We start from the raw sequence: 16,534 nt of genomic DNA, 5'->3' as shown, positions 1-16,534 counted from the left end.
ATAAATTATTTGATTTGCACGCGAAAGGTTTTTCTATGAAAAATACATGGGCCATGAGAAAGAATGGCTTTTCGGTGGGCGATTGTCGGATACCCTGCATTTCGTTCCCAACCATATTCAGGATACTCTAATGCTAGTTTTTCCATTAATTCATCTCGATAAGTTTTAGCCAAAATAGAGGCAGCGGCGATGGAAAAAAACTTTGAATCGCCTTTTACAATACAAGTATGGGGAATTAATGGGTAGTTAATGAAGCGATTTCCGTCGACCAAAAGATGGTCTGGCCTTTGTTTGAGCTGATCAACAGCTAAATGCATTGCTTTAACGCTAGCTTTGTAAATATTGATTTGGTCAATCGTGGAGGCATCTACCTCAGCAATAGCATAGTCGATGGCATCCCTTTCTACGTCCTTTTTTAATTCCTGCCTTTGCCGTGCATTTAATTGTTTGGAATCATTTAAATAGGGATGGTGAAAATCCATGGGCAAAATGACTGCCGCTGCTACTACCGGGCCAGCCAAGCATCCTCTACCCGCCTCATCAAGGCCAGCTTCAAATCCTATATTTGATAAATAAGGCAGAAGTTTCGACATTTGTTATAAAATTAAGTTGGTGTTCTCTAATTCAGGTCAATAATTATAAAAAATTGATGAATAAATCTTCAAGTTCTAGCTCTTATTCTAAAATTTGCCTCGCTGCGATTTTGTTTTTTTGGGTGGGTCACGTAAATATGGCTCAATCGGGTAAAAATAAAAAAATATTTCACTTAGCCCTTAGCTCAGTACGCTTCAATGGAAATGTTGCCAATAAGGAATCATTTTTATTTAAGCCATCTTTAGAAGTGGGATTTGGTATACAATTTCCTATAAACAAACATTGGAGTTTTAATCCAGAAATTAATTTGTCACAACGCGGGCACCATGGTAGAATTGCCAATTCTGATTCAACTTATTCAGAAAGAACTATCACTTTGAATTACTTGGATTTAAATCCCAATTTTGAATTGACCATAGGCAAATTGTCTGATTTTTCAAGTAATCTATCTATCTGGGGTGGTCCGTATTTAGGCATAGGGCTTTGGGACAATACCACCATTGAGAATCGAATAGTAAATCCCAATAATCCTAACAGCTACATTACGGTTACTAAATCTACTGAAAGTTTTTCTAGTGATTTTCGTCGTATAGATGCTGGGGTCAAGGTTGGAATTGGGGTCGTTTCCAACCGTTTTGTCTCCTTGGGTCTAACCTATCAAGCAGGCTTTGCAAATATTACAGTTGCTCCTGAAAAAACGTACAATCAATCACTGGGATTCTATTTGAGAGTCTTTTTTGATGATATGTTTTAATCTCTTTGAAAAAGTAGGCGCTTGCCTAATTGGCTTTCATTGAATCTTCCTTCAGAGTAGGCCAAATGCCCCGAAACAAAGGTGTGTGCAATGCTAGCTCCAAAGGTATGTCCCTCCATAGGAGACCATTGACATTGATAATGAAGTGTAGATTTTTCTACTTTTTGAGGAGTATTAAAATCAACAATGGCTAAATCGGCCCAGTAGCCTTCTCGAATAAATCCTCTATCCTGAATTTGGAAAATTTCAGCAACCGTATGAGCGGTCTTTTCGGCAATTTGAGTTAAAGATAGCACTCCTTCCTTTTCCAGGTCAAACAACATCAATAAGGGATGCTGTACTAGGGGCAAACCAGCTGGCGATTTCCAATAACCTTGTTGTTTCTCTTCCCAAGTGTGCGGGGCATGATCCGTGGCAATGACATCTAAGCTTCCTGTTTGCAAAGCTTTTCTTAGCGCATTTTTGTGTCGGGAATCTTTAATGGCTGGATTACATTTGATTTGATTTCCTAATCTTTCATAATCAGATGCATCAAACCAAAGGTGGTGAACACATACTTCTGAACTGATTCGCTTATCTTTTGAAGGTTTATTTGTTTCAAATAATGCTAATTCCTCTTCTGTAGTAATATGTAAAATATGTAGGCGAGCATTGCACTTTTTGGCTAAATCAATGGCCACAGAAGATGACAAGTAACAAGCTTTTTCATTTCTGATTAATGGATGGATGAAAGCGGGTGCCTCCTCAGGATACTTCTCCTTAAATAACTGAGTTCTAGCTCTAACCGTAGGTTCATCCTCACAATGTGTCGCAATCAATAACTCACTCTTACAAAATAACTGCTCCAAGGTATGAACATTGTCTACAAGCATATTGCCAGTGGACGAACCCATGAAGATTTTTATCCCACATACATCTCGTTTATTCGTTTTTAAAACTTCCTCCAAATTGTCATTCCCTGCTCCCATAAAAAATGAATAATTCGCCAATGAGGAACGTTGGGCTATGGCATATTTATCAGCTAAAATCTCTTGTGTTAAAGCATTGGGGACTGTATTGGGCATTTCCATGTAACTAGTCACTCCACCTGCTACCGCAGCTCTTGCTTCACTAGCTATGTGGGCCTTGTGGGTCAATCCAGGCTCCCTAAAATGCACTTGATCATCAATCATACCCGGAAAAACATGTTTGCCGGCTAAATCCAATATTTGTTCATTTCCCTGAGGACTTATGGAGCTAGCAATTTTGTCAATTCGGCCATTGGAAATGCGTATTTCCCCCTCTATAATCTGTCCTTCGTTGACGATTTTGGCATTTTTTAATAGGTAGTTCGACATGTTATTCCGCTTTGATTTCGGTAATTTTAAATTCTGTTCTTCTGTTTTGCTGGTGCATCTCTTCACTACATTCGACCCCATCGGCACACTCATTCACCAATTGACTTTCTCCGTAGCCCTTGGCCTTGATTCGGTTTTGCTCTATGCCTCGTTGAACGATGTAGCGAACTGCGGATTCAGCTCTTCTTTGAGATAATTTTTGGTTATAGGGAACACTTCCTCTGGAGTCTGTATGCGACCCTAATTCAATGGAAACCTGCGTGTTATCTCGTAGGAACTGGACAATTTTTTCTAATTCTTCAGAGGCATCATTCCTGATTTCTGCACGGTCCAGGTTATAGTAAATCGGGTTGATTTGATATAATTGAGTAATCTCTTTTCCTACTTCGGCTTTGTCCATAACTATCTGCCAAACAAAGGTGGTATCTGTAATTTCCTTTTTTAGCAGCCTAGGAGGTATTTCCCTTCCTTCCATAGAGAAGCTAGATCGCTTGATCAAATAATCTTCTTTTTCACAAACAAAATCAATCTGTTCATTTTCTTCCAAATCTAAGATTTCCAAGCGGCCTTTTTTGTTACTATAATCTGGGTCAATCGTTTGGCCATTTCTACGTAAGCTTACCTTCACTGAATCAATAGGCTTGCCCGAAGGGTCAATAATTTCGGTTTGTAAAAAGTAGTGAACAATCTTATTTTCAGTGGCAGCCAATACCGGCGGAGCTTCATTGGTCCACCATCTGTCTGGGTTGAGAGAAGGGGATTTAAAATAATAAAGATCATCGTCTCCTTTTCCTCCAGCTCGGTTTGAACTGAAATATCCTGAAACAGAATCTACTAAGCTAATGCCAAAATCATCCGAAATGGAGTTCATGGGAACCCCCAAGTGTTCAATGACAATATCATTTTCATTCCGAGACGCTACAAACAAATCTAGTCCTCCTAGGCTAGGATGTCCATCTGAAGAGAAATATAATTTTCCATCTTCACTTACAAAAGGGAATATCTCATCGCCTGGCGTGTTAATGGCCGAGCCTAAGTTGATTGGCCGGCCGAATCTACCTGAATTATCCATAGGAGATCGGTAAATATCTAATCCACCTTTGCCTCCTCTTCTATTTGAGCTAAAGTATAAGGTTTTACCATCCGATGAAAAGGCAGGACTTCCATCCCAAGCAATCGAATCTGAAATGGCGAGTCTTTCCGGGACCGACCAATCATTTCCGTTTCTTCTGCTAATGTATAAGTCGACATCCGGAGATAAATCTTTGTTTTTCCCTGTATTACCCCGGGCGAAAACCACGGTATTGCCATCTTTTGAAAAGGCTGGAGTACCCTCATTGGCATTCTCTTTGTCGATCATTGAACTAAATAAGTTCAATGGGCCTATTTCCACTGGGCTTTTTAAGGATGCTTTGTATAATCCCAAATAGGGTAGGCCATTATTTTTATAAATGCTTTGTTTTCGGGAGCTGGTAATGATTAATTCATCTCCTAGTTTTCGTGCAGAAAACTCTGCCATAGGGCTATTCCCTTGCACAGCTTGAACACCAACAGGACTGGCTTTTTGCTGTAATGCACTTACCTGAGGCAGATTTTCTAATTCAATTTCTGCTTTAAGCTTTAAAGACTTACTTGGTTTGTTTTGAAGAAAATCCTGTAAGGTACTCTGGGCTAAGGCATAATTTCCCGTGGCTTTTGCCGCAAAAGCTAAGTTGAAACGGATGGTATTATCCGTATTCCCCTTGGCTAAGGCCGTTTGATAATAAGGCAAGGCCGAAGAAATTCGGTTGGAAAGTCGATAGGATTCCGCAATAAAATAAGAGGTTTGGTCTAATTGATAGCCCTTCTCTGCCAAAGGTTTTAATTCTTGAATGACTAGTTCATATTCCCCTTTATCAAATGAATTTAAGGCTTTTTTTAGCTTAAATTCATCTCCTTGGCATGCCAATAGGCATAGCGCAAAACTAATTCCTATGAAGGAATTTACTATCAAGCTCAATGTTGACTTCGGTTTGGCGTATTTCATGGAGTGTAAAAGAAATTCAAATGTAACAAGCTAAGCTCATTTATTTCACGTACCTTTGTATAAATTTCGAAAATCGAAATAATTACAAGACAAAAGCGTCTTGCTTCTTACAGCAGTGATGTTGCAAATTTAGTATTATGAGAAAAAGAATTGATAAGAACGACGGCCGTCGTTCAGATTCAACCCCCAAGTCTTCGGACGACCGCCGATCAAGTAGAGGCGGAGAAAGAGCACCTTATTCAGGTCCTCGTGCCAATTCAGAAGGACGCACCTATTCAGGACCGCGTTCAGATAGCCCAAGAAGAGATTCAGGAGATTCACGTCGCCCATCAGGAGACGGAGAAAGAAGACCTTATTCAGGACCAAGAGGAGATTCAGACCGCAAACCTTATGAAGGAAATCGGGATGGAGGCGAGCGTCGTTCATTCTCAGGCCCAAGAAGAGATTCAGGAGATTCACGTCGCCCATCAGGTGATGGAGAAAGAAGACCTTATTCAGGACCAAGAGGAGATTCAGACCGTAAACCTTATGAAGGAAATCGGGATGGAGGCGAGCGTCGTTCATTCTCAGGGCCAAGAAGAGATTCAGGAGATTCACGTCGCCCATCAGGTGATGGAGAAAGAAGACCTTATTCAGGACCAAGAGGAAATTCAGACCGTAAACCTTATGAAGGAAATCGGGATGGAGGCGAGCGTCGTTCATTCTCAGGCCCAAGAAGAGATTCAAGAGATTCACGTCGTCCATCAGGAGACGGAGAAAGAAGACCTTATTCTGGACCAAGAGGAGATTCAGACCGCAAACCTTATGAAGGAAATCGGGATGGAGGCGAGCGTCGTTCATTCTCAGGCCCAAGAAGAGATTCAGGAGACTCACGTCGCCCATTCGGTGATGGAGAAAGAAGACCTTATTCAGGACCAAGAGGGGATGCAGATCGTAGACCTTATGATGCCCAGCGTGAATTTTCAGAGGACAAGCCATTTGTACCCAAAGAGGATTTTAGATCAGAATCAAACACTGAATCAGTAAATGAGGAAGTAAAGCCAAGAGCTTATAGCAGTGACCGTACTCGCCCAATTGCAAGACGTGATGATGCTCCAGCAGATAGAGATTTTTCAGAGGGTAGAAATGCGAAATTTTCTAAACGAGATACTTTCAAAAGTAGAAATCGCTATGAGGAAAAACCCGCCTTTACGCCTCAATATAAATTAGATCGATTTAGAGAAAAAGCTCCTGCCCGCGTACAAAAGAAATTCATTCAAGAAGAGCGTAAAAATGATTCGATTCGATTAAATCGATTCATAGCCAATGCTGGTATTTGTTCTCGTAGAGATGCAGATAAATTGATTGAGGCAGGTGAAATTAAAGTAAACAACAAGGTAATTACCGAAATGGGTTATCAAGTTCAGCCGACGGATATCGTAAAATATGGTAACCGAAAACTGAATAGGGAAAAACCCGTATATGTGTTGCTAAATAAGCCTAAAGATTTCATTACCACGACGGAAGATCCTAATGATCGTAAAACAGTGATGGAACTTGTCAAAAATGCAGGAGATGCTCGCATTTACCCTGTAGGGCGATTAGATAGAAATACGACGGGATTGATTCTATTAACCAATGATGGTGAATTAGCCGATAAATTAACTCATCCATCCAATGAAATTGAAAAAATCTATCAAGCCGAATTGGACAAACCATTAACGGATGAAGATTTAGAAAAAATCAAGGCTGGCTTGACTTTAGAAGACGGAGAAATCAAAGTAGATGATATTGCTAAGGTTACCCCAGACGGCTACGTGGTGGGAGTAAAAATCCACTCTGGTAAAAATCGCATTGTTCGTCGTATTTTTGAACATGTAGGTTATGAAGTAACTAAGTTGGACAGAACGACCTTTGCAGGTTTAAATAAGAAAGATTTACCTCGAGGAAATTGGAGGTATCTTTCCGAAAGAGAATTGGTTAAGTTGAAATACTTGATGTAGTAACAAACAAAAGGCCCATGAAAATGGGCCTTTTGCATTTGAATATAGAAAAATCTAAAATCAGGGTTTTAGATATTCATCAATGATTCTCTTCTTCTCATTTTTCCTGCTGGTATACCAAACATCATTTTGAAACGGCGGCAGAAATAAGCGGTGTCCTTGTAGCCTACCTCAGAACCAATGGCACGTATGGACTTCTTTGTTGTTCTTAAGAGCCCCACGGCAGCCTCCATGCGTTGGTATTCAATGTAATCTTGAGGATTAATACCTGTCAGCATTTTGAAATATTGACCTACATAATCTTCAGAGACATTAGCTACATTGGCTAAAACCTTGTTAGATAAATCTCCACCTAAATTATCTTTGATATAGGCGAATATGTCAATCAAACGAGGGTCTTTGAAATAGGTACTATTGGTGGCCAATTGCTCAACAAAAAGGCGATTACGAATGATGTAACGAATTACTTCAATTACGATTTCTTCCGTTTTGATTTTGATGATACGTCCTTTTCCAATTTCGTCTGACATATCTTCCAATAAGATTTCCTTAATGGATTGAGCCAGGTTGTCGTCTTTTTTAATCAAAAATGGAGGGATATCCAGCGAAGTAAAGAAGTTAACCGAGTCAAAAACTTTCGCTTCAAACGCTACCATTCCAAAAGAATTGTCTGCCTTGCCGATAGTATTTGGATCCATGTTTTGATCAAAATACAATTCACGGTGCGTCATGAATTCTTCATTGTTGACAGCTTTCGGTTTTTCTGAATTACCGTAGGTTACACTAACCATTTTTCCTCCGGGGATAAAGAGCATATCGCCCTCTTCTACTGGAGTATCTTCCTCACCAAAAGAAACCTCACCTTTGTACAAAATCAAGAGCGAGTTTTCTACATCATAATAATTTTTGATGCGGATTGGTTGTAATATTCTAATGTTTCTCGCCTTAATGAATTTAACACCAAGGGATTCGATAATTTTGTTATAATCTTCCATTTTTTTGCTCGTTTACAAACATTCAGAACATTTGTAGGATTAAACTTGGACAAAACTAATAAAACAGATAATAATTCCAAATTATTTAATCCAATTTTTTCCTTAAAATGACAAATAAATTATTGTAATAAACCTATAATTGGCAGTATATAGGGAGGAAAGTATTTAAAGCGTTGTTTAGATTGACTTTTATAATTATTTCGAGGATATTCCATTTTTTGATTTAATTTAAATAATTAGCTCGTTTTTTATTGGTAAATTTGTTTTTTAGCTTTAGTTCAGCCACGCGACTGGGGTATATTTTAGCAATCAATTATGGGAATTTTTAATTTTCTGACCAAGGATATTGCCATCGACTTAGGTACGGCAAATACTCTGATTATTCACAAAAATCAAGTGGTGGTAGATGAGCCATCCATTATTGCATTGGATCGAACAACCAACAAGGTTTTGGCTGTTGGTCGACAAGCCATGATGATGCATGAAAAAACCAACGATAACATTAAAACGATTCGACCATTGAAAGATGGAGTAATTGCAGACTTTACTGCAGCGGAATTAATGATGCGTGGTTTGATTAAAATGATGGATAAGGGAAATTCATTTTTCTCTCCTGCCCTGCGCATGGTTATTTGTATTCCTTCTGGCATCACAGAGGTGGAAAAAAGAGCGGTAAAGGATTCAGCAGAACATGCTGGTGCGCGTGAAGTATACATGGTTCATGAGCCGATAGCTGCGGCGATTGGAATTGGAATAGATATCGAACAACCTAACGGATCTTTGGTGGTAGATATTGGAGGAGGAACCACGGAAGTGGCAATTATTTCATTAAGCGGGATAGTTGTAGAGAACTCCATTCGTGTAGCGGGAGATGAATTCACCCGAGATATCAAGGATTATTTATTAAGAGAACATAAGTTAATCATTGGTGAACGCTCTGCCGAGCAAATTAAAATTCAGGTTGGAGCAGCTTTACCTGAGCTTGAAAATCCTCCAGCTGATTTTGAGATACGTGGACGTGATCAAATGACAGGTATTCCTAAGGAAATCCTCATTAACTATTCTGAAATTGCTTATGCCTTAGATTCTTCCATCACGAAGATCGAAGTAGCGATTATGGAAACACTTCAGCGGGCTCCTGCCGAGTTATCGGGTGATATTTTCCATAACGGTATTCACCTAGCAGGTGGTGGTGCTATGTTGCACGGATTAGATAAACGAATTGAAAAGAAAACTCAATTGAAGGTTCATGTTGCCGATGATCCTTTGAAAGCGGTTGTTCGTGGTACGGGAGAAATATTGAAAAATTTAGAGAAATATAAGCCTGTTTTAATCACCTAGTAACCCAACAATTCAGATATGAATCAATTGTTTCAATTCCTCTTACGACAAAGGAACTTCCTCTTGTTTTTCGTATTGGAATTGATCAGTTTATGGTCGGTGTTTAAATACAATGATTACCAAAGGACATTGTATTTTAATACGACTAACCAGTGGGTTGCTTCTTTATTGGCTCAAAAACAAGAAGTTCAAAATTATTATAAGCTCAGGGATATCAACCGTGAGTTAGCATCCGAAAATGCGCAATTGCGCCAAGAAGTTTTTCGCCTAAAAGCACAAAAGGCGCCTGATTTAAAACTACCCTACTATATTAATGAGGCGGTTTTGAATCAATATCAACCACTTGCATGTAAGGTGATTGATTTGACCACCCAACAATCTCAAAATTATTTAACGATTGATAAAGGTACCAAAGATGGGCTTCACCCAGGCATGGCCGTTATTTCTTCCACTGGGGTAGTGGGAAAGATACTTTCATGTACTGAAAATCTTTCCATGGTGATTTCCATTTTGCATACTAATAATACGGTTTCCGCTAAATTGAAGTCAAGTGGTGAGTTAGGCTATGTTAAATGGGCAGGCTGGCAACCAGAAGTAGCAGAAATGATGGATTTATCTAAATATAAAAAAGTAGTCAAAGGGGATACTGTCGTTACCTCCGATTACAATGCTGTCTTTCCGCCCAATGTTCCCATCGGAATTGTTGCTAAGTTAGGTTTGAAGAAGGATGGTAATTTTCATGATATTAAGATCATGTTATTAACCCATTTTTCTACGTTGCAATATGTTTATGTGATTAAAAATCGCTTGGCATGGCAACAAGCCAAATTGGAACAATCTAAACCTAAGCCAGAATAAGATGGGAAATAGCAGCACCTTTCGTTGGATTTTGACGGTTGTTTTTACGCTACTTATTCAAGTTCTTTTTTTAAGGGATTTGACCATCGCTTATTTCGCCTTTTGTTTTTTATATGTCTGGCCATTACTTAAAGCTCCCATTGATACTCCTGTTGCCTATTTAATGTTGGGAGCCTTTGTTTTAGGTTGGATTGTAGACGTCTTTTATAATACACATGGCATGCATGCTTTTGCCACGGTACTCATGGCATCCTTGCGATCTCCCATTTTTCGCTTATTGACCCCGGCCAATGGATATGATGAGCGTTCCCATGTAAGTTTACAAGAGATGAGACCTTTATGGTTTTTTTCTTATTTATTTCTGATGCTATTCAGTCATCATGGTGTGTTATTCCTTTTAGAAGCTAGTGATTTTGATTTAGTTGGAATTAGCTTACTAAGAGGACTTTCTAGCTGTCTATTGGGAATCCTGGTTTTTGGTATTCTGGAGCTTTTCAATCTGAATAAATAAGCCTTTTTGTCATATTTTTCCTTACTTTTTTCTTGGGCATAAAATTGTAGGGAGGATTGTACGTTATCAGGAAATGATAATGCCTTAATATAATGACTATGGACGTCCAAGTAGAAAATGAAATCGATCCTTCGCCACAAGCGAGACTGATTTTTGAAAAAGAATTTATGCCGCATCTAGATGCGATGTATAATTTTGCTTTGAGATTGACGAATGATGAAGATGATGCCCAGGATTTGGTACAAGATACTTGCCTAAAAGCCTATCGTTTTATTCATTCTTTTGAGCCGGGGACATATGCTAAAGCTTGGTTATTTCGCATTCTAAAGAATAATTTCATCAATGATTACCGTAAAAAATCACGTGGTCCATCCAAAGTTGAATTTGAATGGGTAGAGCAATCTTTTGCTGGGGAAGATGATCCAGAACCAGCTCATCAGGCTGATTTACATGCGGAAACAGTCAATGAAATGCTGGGGGATGAAATTACCAAAGCGATTCAAGCCTTGCCTGTCGACTTCAGAATGATTATCATTTTATGTGATTTGGAGGAGTTTAGCTACGAAGAAATGGCGAAGATTTTAAACATCCCAATAGGTACGGTACGTTCGCGTTTACACCGTGCCAGAGCATTATTGAAAGAATCTTTAGCTATTTATGCTAAATCAAAAGGATATGGCGCTGACACTTTGTCAGATTTGGATTGAACTTTTAAATCAAGGCTTGTGTTAGCCCAAACAGAATGTATTAATTAATGAGCATGAAGAAGAGCTGTGAACATCAGAAAGATTGCATGAAGCTAATCCAGCGAATATTGGATAAAGAGGCAAGTCCAGAAGAGGAGGCTGCCTTTTTGGCAAACAAAGATCAATGTATTCCATGTCAAGAGGGATATGAATTGGAAACGTCATTAAAGAAGGCCATTAAAGAAAAATGTACGGCAAAATGCCCTGATGAACTTTTTGCTCGAATCAAAGAGAAACTTTTTCTATTAATTATCCTTATTTCCATCTTAATTCCCTTATTTTGTTAGCTTAATCAAACAGCATTTTTTTGGAAGGGAAATTAATTATTTTTTCAGCACCTTCGGGTTCAGGTAAAACGACCATCGTTAAAGAACTCATCAAAAATAATTCCAATTTGGGATTTTCTATTTCAGCATGCACCCGAGATAAACGTGGGAGATCCGAGGAGAACGGGAAAGATTATTATTTTTTAAGTCCGGAGGAGTTTCGACAAAAAATCAATGAAGATGCCTTTGTTGAATGGGAAGAGGTGTATCCTGGAGCATATTATGGAACTTTGAAATCTGAAATTGAGCGTATTTGGGCTTCCGGAAAACACGTAATTTTTGACGTGGATGTTAAAGGTGGTCTAGCGCTTAAAAAGTATTATGGCAATCGTGCATTGGCCATTTTTGTTAAAGTTCCTACCTTGGAGATATTGGAAGAAAGACTGCGTTCTAGGGGTACTGAGAGCGAAGAAGCATTATCTAAGCGTATTTTTAAGATGAAATTTGAATGGTCTTTTCAAAGTCAATTTGATGTCATCTTAGTCAATGATAAATTAGAGCATGCCATCGAAGAGGCTCAAGCCCTTTTTGATGATTTTACTAAATAATCCATGAAAATCGGTTTATTTTTTGGTTCATTTAACCCCATTCATCATGGTCATTTGATGATTGCACAAGCGGTTTTGAATCAAACGGATGTTCAACAGATTTGGTTTGTTGTTTCCCCTCAAAATCCCCATAAAAAGAGCAAAAGTTTGTTGCATGAGTTTGATCGATTGGATTTAGTCGAAAGAGCCATTGCAGATAATTTCCAATTCAAAAGCTGTGATATTGAATTCAGCCTAAAAAAGCCTTCATATACCATAGATACCCTTATTCATTTGTCGGAAAAATATCCTCAACATACTTTCGAATTAATATTGGGGGGTGATAATTTGGAGCAATTTAAAAGTTGGAAAAATTACGATAAGATTCTTGATTATTTTGGCCTTTACGTATACCCTAGAGGGGAAGAACCAAATTCCGATCTTTGGAGTCATCCAAAAGTAAAAAAGGTTAAAGCACCTGTTTTACATATTTCCGCGACCTATATCAGGGAATGCATTCAAAAAAATCAATCGATAAAATACCTAGTTCCTGATACAGTAGAGCAATTAATCGCTCAGAAAAAATTCTACATTTAGGCCTAAGCGCTTAAATTTTGTTTTCATTTTTTAGTCCATTTCCTTTTTTACGGCTTTGTTTCTGGTGGATTTTGGGCATTATGATGGTTCCCAATCAACCAGGAGGATCTCTTATTTCAGCGAAGTTCATATTTCCACTTTGTTTGCTAGTGGCTCTCTTTTTATGGATTTCAAATAAAACCGTCTTTTATTCTTTTCTCCTTTCAGTATGCTGTTTATTAGCCGCTTATTTTCATAGTTTCGAACGGAATTGTCGCTTTCAAAAGCCACCCAAGGACCTTATAGCTTTTCGATTTCAATCCACCAGTATACCTGTGGCCAAATCAAAGACTTATGCCTTAGAAGGCGAAATCTCTGCTTATTTAACTAGCAAAGGCCTCTGGCAAGAAATTCGAAGTAAAAGCCTTTTTTATTTGGAGAAAAAAGGCCCTGCTCCTCGAATAGGGGATTCCTATTTAGTTCATGCTCAGCTTCAAGCTATCCGGCCAGGAGCATTTCCTTATGGACAAAACTGGCCTGTATTTTATGCTCGAAAGGGCATATTCACAACGGGGTATTTACCTAGGAAACAGGTAAAATTACTACAACCTTCACATTCTAATTTCTCCCTACTCGTCCTTTTTGACCATTGGCAGCGGACCCTACTCCATCATTTACATCGTGTTGTCCTTGAAGAAAGAAATAAGGCCGTGGCGGGTGCCATGTTATTAGGGAGTCATGAAAAGATTGATTTTGAAACAAAAAAAAGCTATGCCGCCTTAGGGGCTATTCATATTTTATCTGTCTCTGGAATGCACATTGGGATACTTTTTATGTGTTTACAATTTTTCCTAAAATTCATTCCTAAGCGAACCAGGCTGATGCAAGTAGCCTTGTTTGCTTTTCCTATAATCCTGATTTGGCTGTATGCCGGTATCACAGGTTTTTCAGCACCAGTAGTAAGAGCCAGCTGGATGTTTTCCGTTGTGCTATTTGCTCAGACATTCCGTTTCTCTGTAAACTCCATTAATTTACTTTCGTTTACTGCATTTATCATATTGATTTGGGATCCTATGCAATTATTTGATGTAGGATTTCAATTGTCTTTTTTGGCGGTTTTGGGTATTCTTCTGTTTCAGCCTTATTTAAATGCTATTTGGCAGCCAACAGTAGAAAGTCCCATACTTAATTACCTAATTAAACAAGTGATATCCTTGACCACTGTGGCAATTGCCGCTCAAATTTTGACCTTTCCATGGATATTGTATTACTTCCATCAATTCCCTCATATCGGGATTATGTTATTGGCTAATCCCATATTGGTATTAATTTCTTCCATTTCATTAGTCTTGGGGATGGCTTTTCTAATCTCAGCGCCTATTTTTCAAGCGGTCGGCTACATTACATGCTATGATGTTCTAGGAGCATTGTTTGATTATAGCCTTCATATGTTGCATGCGCTCATGTATTGGCTTGATCGTGAATTTGAACCGACGATTCCCTTTTTACATTGGGACGGATGGATGTTCTTTCCTTATTTTTTAATCCTTATATGGAGTATATCCTGGTGGAAAACACGTAATCTTACCTATTTAATCTTATTGCCCATATTGATGCTGGGAAGTGTTGGCTATTTTCAGTGGGAGCAATGGAAGTTAATGAAAGAGCAATCTATGGCTTACCTAGCACAGTATAGGGGAGACCCTGTTTGGATTCATCTCAAAGGATTAAAAGCTAAGCTAGTAGGGCCATCAGGTATGTACCAAGACCCCGCTTGGATACAATCTAATATTTCACCTCTTTTAGCCAATCACTATGTACAGGATACTGTTCAGGTAACTTGGGATTCAACCAGAAATCTTTCTTGGTATTGGAAGGGAAAACATTACTATTGGGCAAAGAATGAACAAGGTTTAATTCCTAAGCATGTAGATGTTTTCATTTTGAATGGCCGGCTTAAAAAGGCCCATTGGGATGAGCTATTGAAATATAATATGGAAAGTAAATGGCTTTGGACACAATCAATACCGGCTTATTACCGAAGACCTTTAACCTCATCTCACAATCAGCTAGCCTTGGATTCCGTTTCTGCTCAGGTATTTTAAAAAAGGCTGTCGTTTCGGACAGCCTTTCTAATTTATTTATTTTTTTGCTCTTGACGTTTACGCTCGTTTGGATCAAGGTAGATCTTACGCATACGTAAAGACTTAGGAGTGATTTCTAAGTATTCATCCTTTTGAATGAATTCCATACACTCTTCTAATGAGAAGTTTAATTTTGGAGCAATCTTGGTATTGGTATCCGTACCCGAAGCACGCATATTGGTTAATTGCTTGGCATTTTGCAGGTTTACCTCAATATCGTTTTGGCGATTATGCTCACCGACTACCATTCCTGAGTAAATCTCCTCACCTGGATCAATGAAGAACACCCCTCTGTCTTGTAATTTATCAATAGCATAAGGAGTAGCAACACCCGTATTCATTGAAATCAAAGAACCATTGATTCTACCTGGAATGGGGCCTTTGAATGGCTCATATCCAATAAAACGGTGGGCCATGATAGCTTCACCGAAGGTAGCAGTTAATACTTTAGAACGTAATCCAATCAAACCTCTTGAAGGGATATTAAATTCTAAGTGTTGTAAGTCACCTTTAGGTTCCATAATCAATAATTCTCCCTTTCCTTGGGTTGCTAATTCGATTACTTTACCCGCTACTTCTTCTGGTACATCTACCACTAATGATTCGATTGGCTCTAATTTTTCTCCATTTTCACCTTCTTTATAAATTACTTGAGGCTGCCCTACTTGTAATTCATAACCTTCGCGACGCATGGTTTCAATCAAAACAGACAAGTGAAGAATTCCACGACCGAAAACTAAGAATTTATCCTCACTTTCCGTGGTCATTACTCTTAAAGCTAAGTTTTTCTCAGTCTCCTTGAATAGACGCTCACGGATATGGCGAGAAGTTACCATTTTACCTTCTCTTCCGAAGAACGGTGAGTTGTTAATGGTAAATAACATATTCATCGTTGGCTCGTCAATGGCGATACGCTCTAATGCTTCTGGATTTTCTGGATCAGCCAAGGTATCACCAATTTCAAAATCTTCAATACCTGTTACCGCGCAAATCTCTCCACATTCAACAGTATCAACGCGTACCTTTCCAAGGCCTTCAAATACTTGTAGTTCTTTGATACGCATTTTCTTCACTGAACCATCAGACTTACAAAGTGCAATCGGCATATTTTCTTTCAAGGTTCCACGCTCCAAACGTCCGATCGCGATACGACCAACAAAAGAAGAGTAGTCCAAAGAAGTAATTTGCATTTGAGGAGTACCTTCCTGAACCTTAGAAGCAGGAATGTGCTCAATGATGGCATCTAATAAAGGGATGATATTGTCAGTTGGGGTCTTCCAATCTGTATTCATCCAGCCTTGTTTAGAAGAACCGTATAAGCATGGGAAATCCAATTGCTCTTCAGTCGCATTTAAGTTAAACATTAAGTCAAAAACTGACTCATGTACTTCATCTGGACGACAGTTTTCTTTATCTACTTTGTTTACAACCACGATTGGTTTCAAACCTAAAGCGATAGCCTTAGATAATACGAAACGTGTTTGTGGCATTGGGCCTTCAAAGGCATCCACTAATAACAAAACACCATCAGCCATACGTAATACACGTTCCACTTCTCCTCCAAAGTCGGCGTGACCAGGAGTATCAATGATGTTGATTTTAACGCCATTATAGCGAACGGATACGTTTTTTGAAACGATGGTAATTCCACGCTCTCTTTCTAAGTCGTTGTTATCCAAGATCAGATCACCGAATTCTTGATTTTCTCTAAAAATCTTAGATGCATGAATGATTTTGTCGACTAGCGTAGTTTTACCGTGGTCAACGTGGGCAATGATGGCAATGTTGCGAATGCTTTGCATAAAATAATGGCGCTT

At 38.8% G+C, this 16,534-nt stretch carries 15 protein-coding genes; 10 read left to right on the top strand and 5 right to left on the bottom strand.

The window, feature by feature from the left end:
- Positions 1–5: 5 nt before the first annotated feature.
- Positions 6–593: a ribonuclease HII gene (locus tag SKC36_RS08925; RefSeq protein ID WP_459465644.1), complete on the bottom strand. Its 588-nt coding sequence runs from the start codon at positions 591–593 to the stop codon at positions 6–8.
- A 56-nt stretch (positions 594–649) separates the two neighbouring features.
- Here SKC36_RS08925 and SKC36_RS08920 point away from each other — a divergent pair, with 56 nt between their 5' ends.
- Positions 650–1,348 (top strand): porin family protein, encoded by a 699-nt coding sequence (locus tag SKC36_RS08920; RefSeq protein ID WP_459453929.1) that lies wholly within the window; start codon positions 650–652, stop codon positions 1,346–1,348.
- Here the strand turns inward: SKC36_RS08920 and SKC36_RS08915 are convergent.
- Positions 1,345–2,685: a dihydroorotase gene (locus SKC36_RS08915; RefSeq protein WP_459465643.1), complete on the bottom strand. Its 1,341-nt coding sequence runs from the start codon at positions 2,683–2,685 to the stop codon at positions 1,345–1,347. The two genes, SKC36_RS08920 and SKC36_RS08915, sit on opposite strands and share 4 nt — an antisense overlap.
- A gap of 1 nt (position 2,686) precedes the next feature.
- Positions 2,687–4,711 carry an OmpA family protein gene (locus tag SKC36_RS08910; RefSeq protein WP_459465642.1) on the bottom strand — a complete coding sequence of 675 codons (2,025 nt, stop codon included), beginning with the start codon at positions 4,709–4,711 and terminating at the stop codon, positions 2,687–2,689.
- Between the two features lie 137 nt (positions 4,712–4,848).
- Here SKC36_RS08910 and SKC36_RS08905 point away from each other — a divergent pair, with 137 nt between their 5' ends.
- The gene (locus SKC36_RS08905; RefSeq protein ID WP_459465641.1) at positions 4,849–6,693 is read left to right on the top strand and encodes a pseudouridine synthase; all 1,845 of its coding nucleotides are present in this window, start codon (positions 4,849–4,851) and stop codon (positions 6,691–6,693) included.
- A 68-nt stretch (positions 6,694–6,761) separates the two neighbouring features.
- Here SKC36_RS08905 and SKC36_RS08900 read toward each other — a convergent pair whose 3' ends face one another.
- Positions 6,762–7,688 (bottom strand): helix-turn-helix domain-containing protein, encoded by a 927-nt coding sequence (locus tag SKC36_RS08900; protein ID WP_459453933.1) that lies wholly within the window; start codon positions 7,686–7,688, stop codon positions 6,762–6,764.
- 315 nt (positions 7,689–8,003) lie between these two features.
- On the opposite strand from SKC36_RS08900, the gene SKC36_RS08895 reads away from it, so the two are divergent.
- From SKC36_RS08895 to SKC36_RS08860, 8 genes are all read left to right on the top strand, one after another.
- Positions 8,004–9,029 carry a rod shape-determining protein gene (locus SKC36_RS08895; protein ID WP_109324299.1) on the top strand — a complete coding sequence of 342 codons (1,026 nt, stop codon included), beginning with the start codon at positions 8,004–8,006 and terminating at the stop codon, positions 9,027–9,029.
- Between the two features lie 18 nt (positions 9,030–9,047).
- Positions 9,048–9,887, top strand: a complete 840-nt coding sequence (gene mreC, locus SKC36_RS08890; protein ID WP_459465640.1) for a rod shape-determining protein MreC — start codon at positions 9,048–9,050, stop codon at positions 9,885–9,887.
- A gap of 1 nt (position 9,888) precedes the next feature.
- Positions 9,889–10,398, top strand: a complete 510-nt coding sequence (locus SKC36_RS08885) for a hypothetical protein (RefSeq protein ID WP_459465639.1) — start codon at positions 9,889–9,891, stop codon at positions 10,396–10,398.
- A 98-nt stretch (positions 10,399–10,496) separates the two neighbouring features.
- Positions 10,497–11,105 carry a sigma-70 family RNA polymerase sigma factor gene (locus tag SKC36_RS08880; protein WP_459465638.1) on the top strand — a complete coding sequence of 203 codons (609 nt, stop codon included), beginning with the start codon at positions 10,497–10,499 and terminating at the stop codon, positions 11,103–11,105.
- Positions 11,106–11,158: 53 nt separating this feature from the next.
- Positions 11,159–11,431 carry a phosphohydrolase gene (locus tag SKC36_RS08875; protein WP_166229664.1) on the top strand — a complete coding sequence of 91 codons (273 nt, stop codon included), beginning with the start codon at positions 11,159–11,161 and terminating at the stop codon, positions 11,429–11,431.
- A 20-nt stretch (positions 11,432–11,451) separates the two neighbouring features.
- A complete protein-coding gene (gene gmk / locus SKC36_RS08870) occupies positions 11,452–12,018 on the top strand; it encodes a guanylate kinase (RefSeq protein WP_459465637.1) in 567 nt (188 codons plus the stop codon).
- 3 nt (positions 12,019–12,021) lie between these two features.
- Positions 12,022–12,594, top strand: coding sequence for a nicotinate (nicotinamide) nucleotide adenylyltransferase (gene nadD, locus SKC36_RS08865; protein WP_459453938.1), 573 nt, complete (start codon positions 12,022–12,024; stop codon positions 12,592–12,594).
- An 80-nt stretch (positions 12,595–12,674) separates the two neighbouring features.
- Positions 12,675–14,678, top strand: a complete 2,004-nt coding sequence (locus SKC36_RS08860) for a ComEC/Rec2 family competence protein (protein ID WP_459465636.1) — start codon at positions 12,675–12,677, stop codon at positions 14,676–14,678.
- Between the two features lie 32 nt (positions 14,679–14,710).
- Here SKC36_RS08860 and typA read toward each other — a convergent pair whose 3' ends face one another.
- Entirely contained in the window at positions 14,711–16,519 is a 1,809-nt protein-coding gene (typA, locus tag SKC36_RS08855) for a translational GTPase TypA (protein WP_459453940.1), read from the bottom strand.
- Between the last annotated feature and the right edge of the window lie 15 nt (positions 16,520–16,534).

This window comes from Aquirufa sp. OSTEICH-129A, assembly GCF_054558355.1.
The sequence above is the reverse complement of the archived record's forward strand: the minus strand, read 5'-3'. Positions and strand labels throughout refer to the sequence as shown.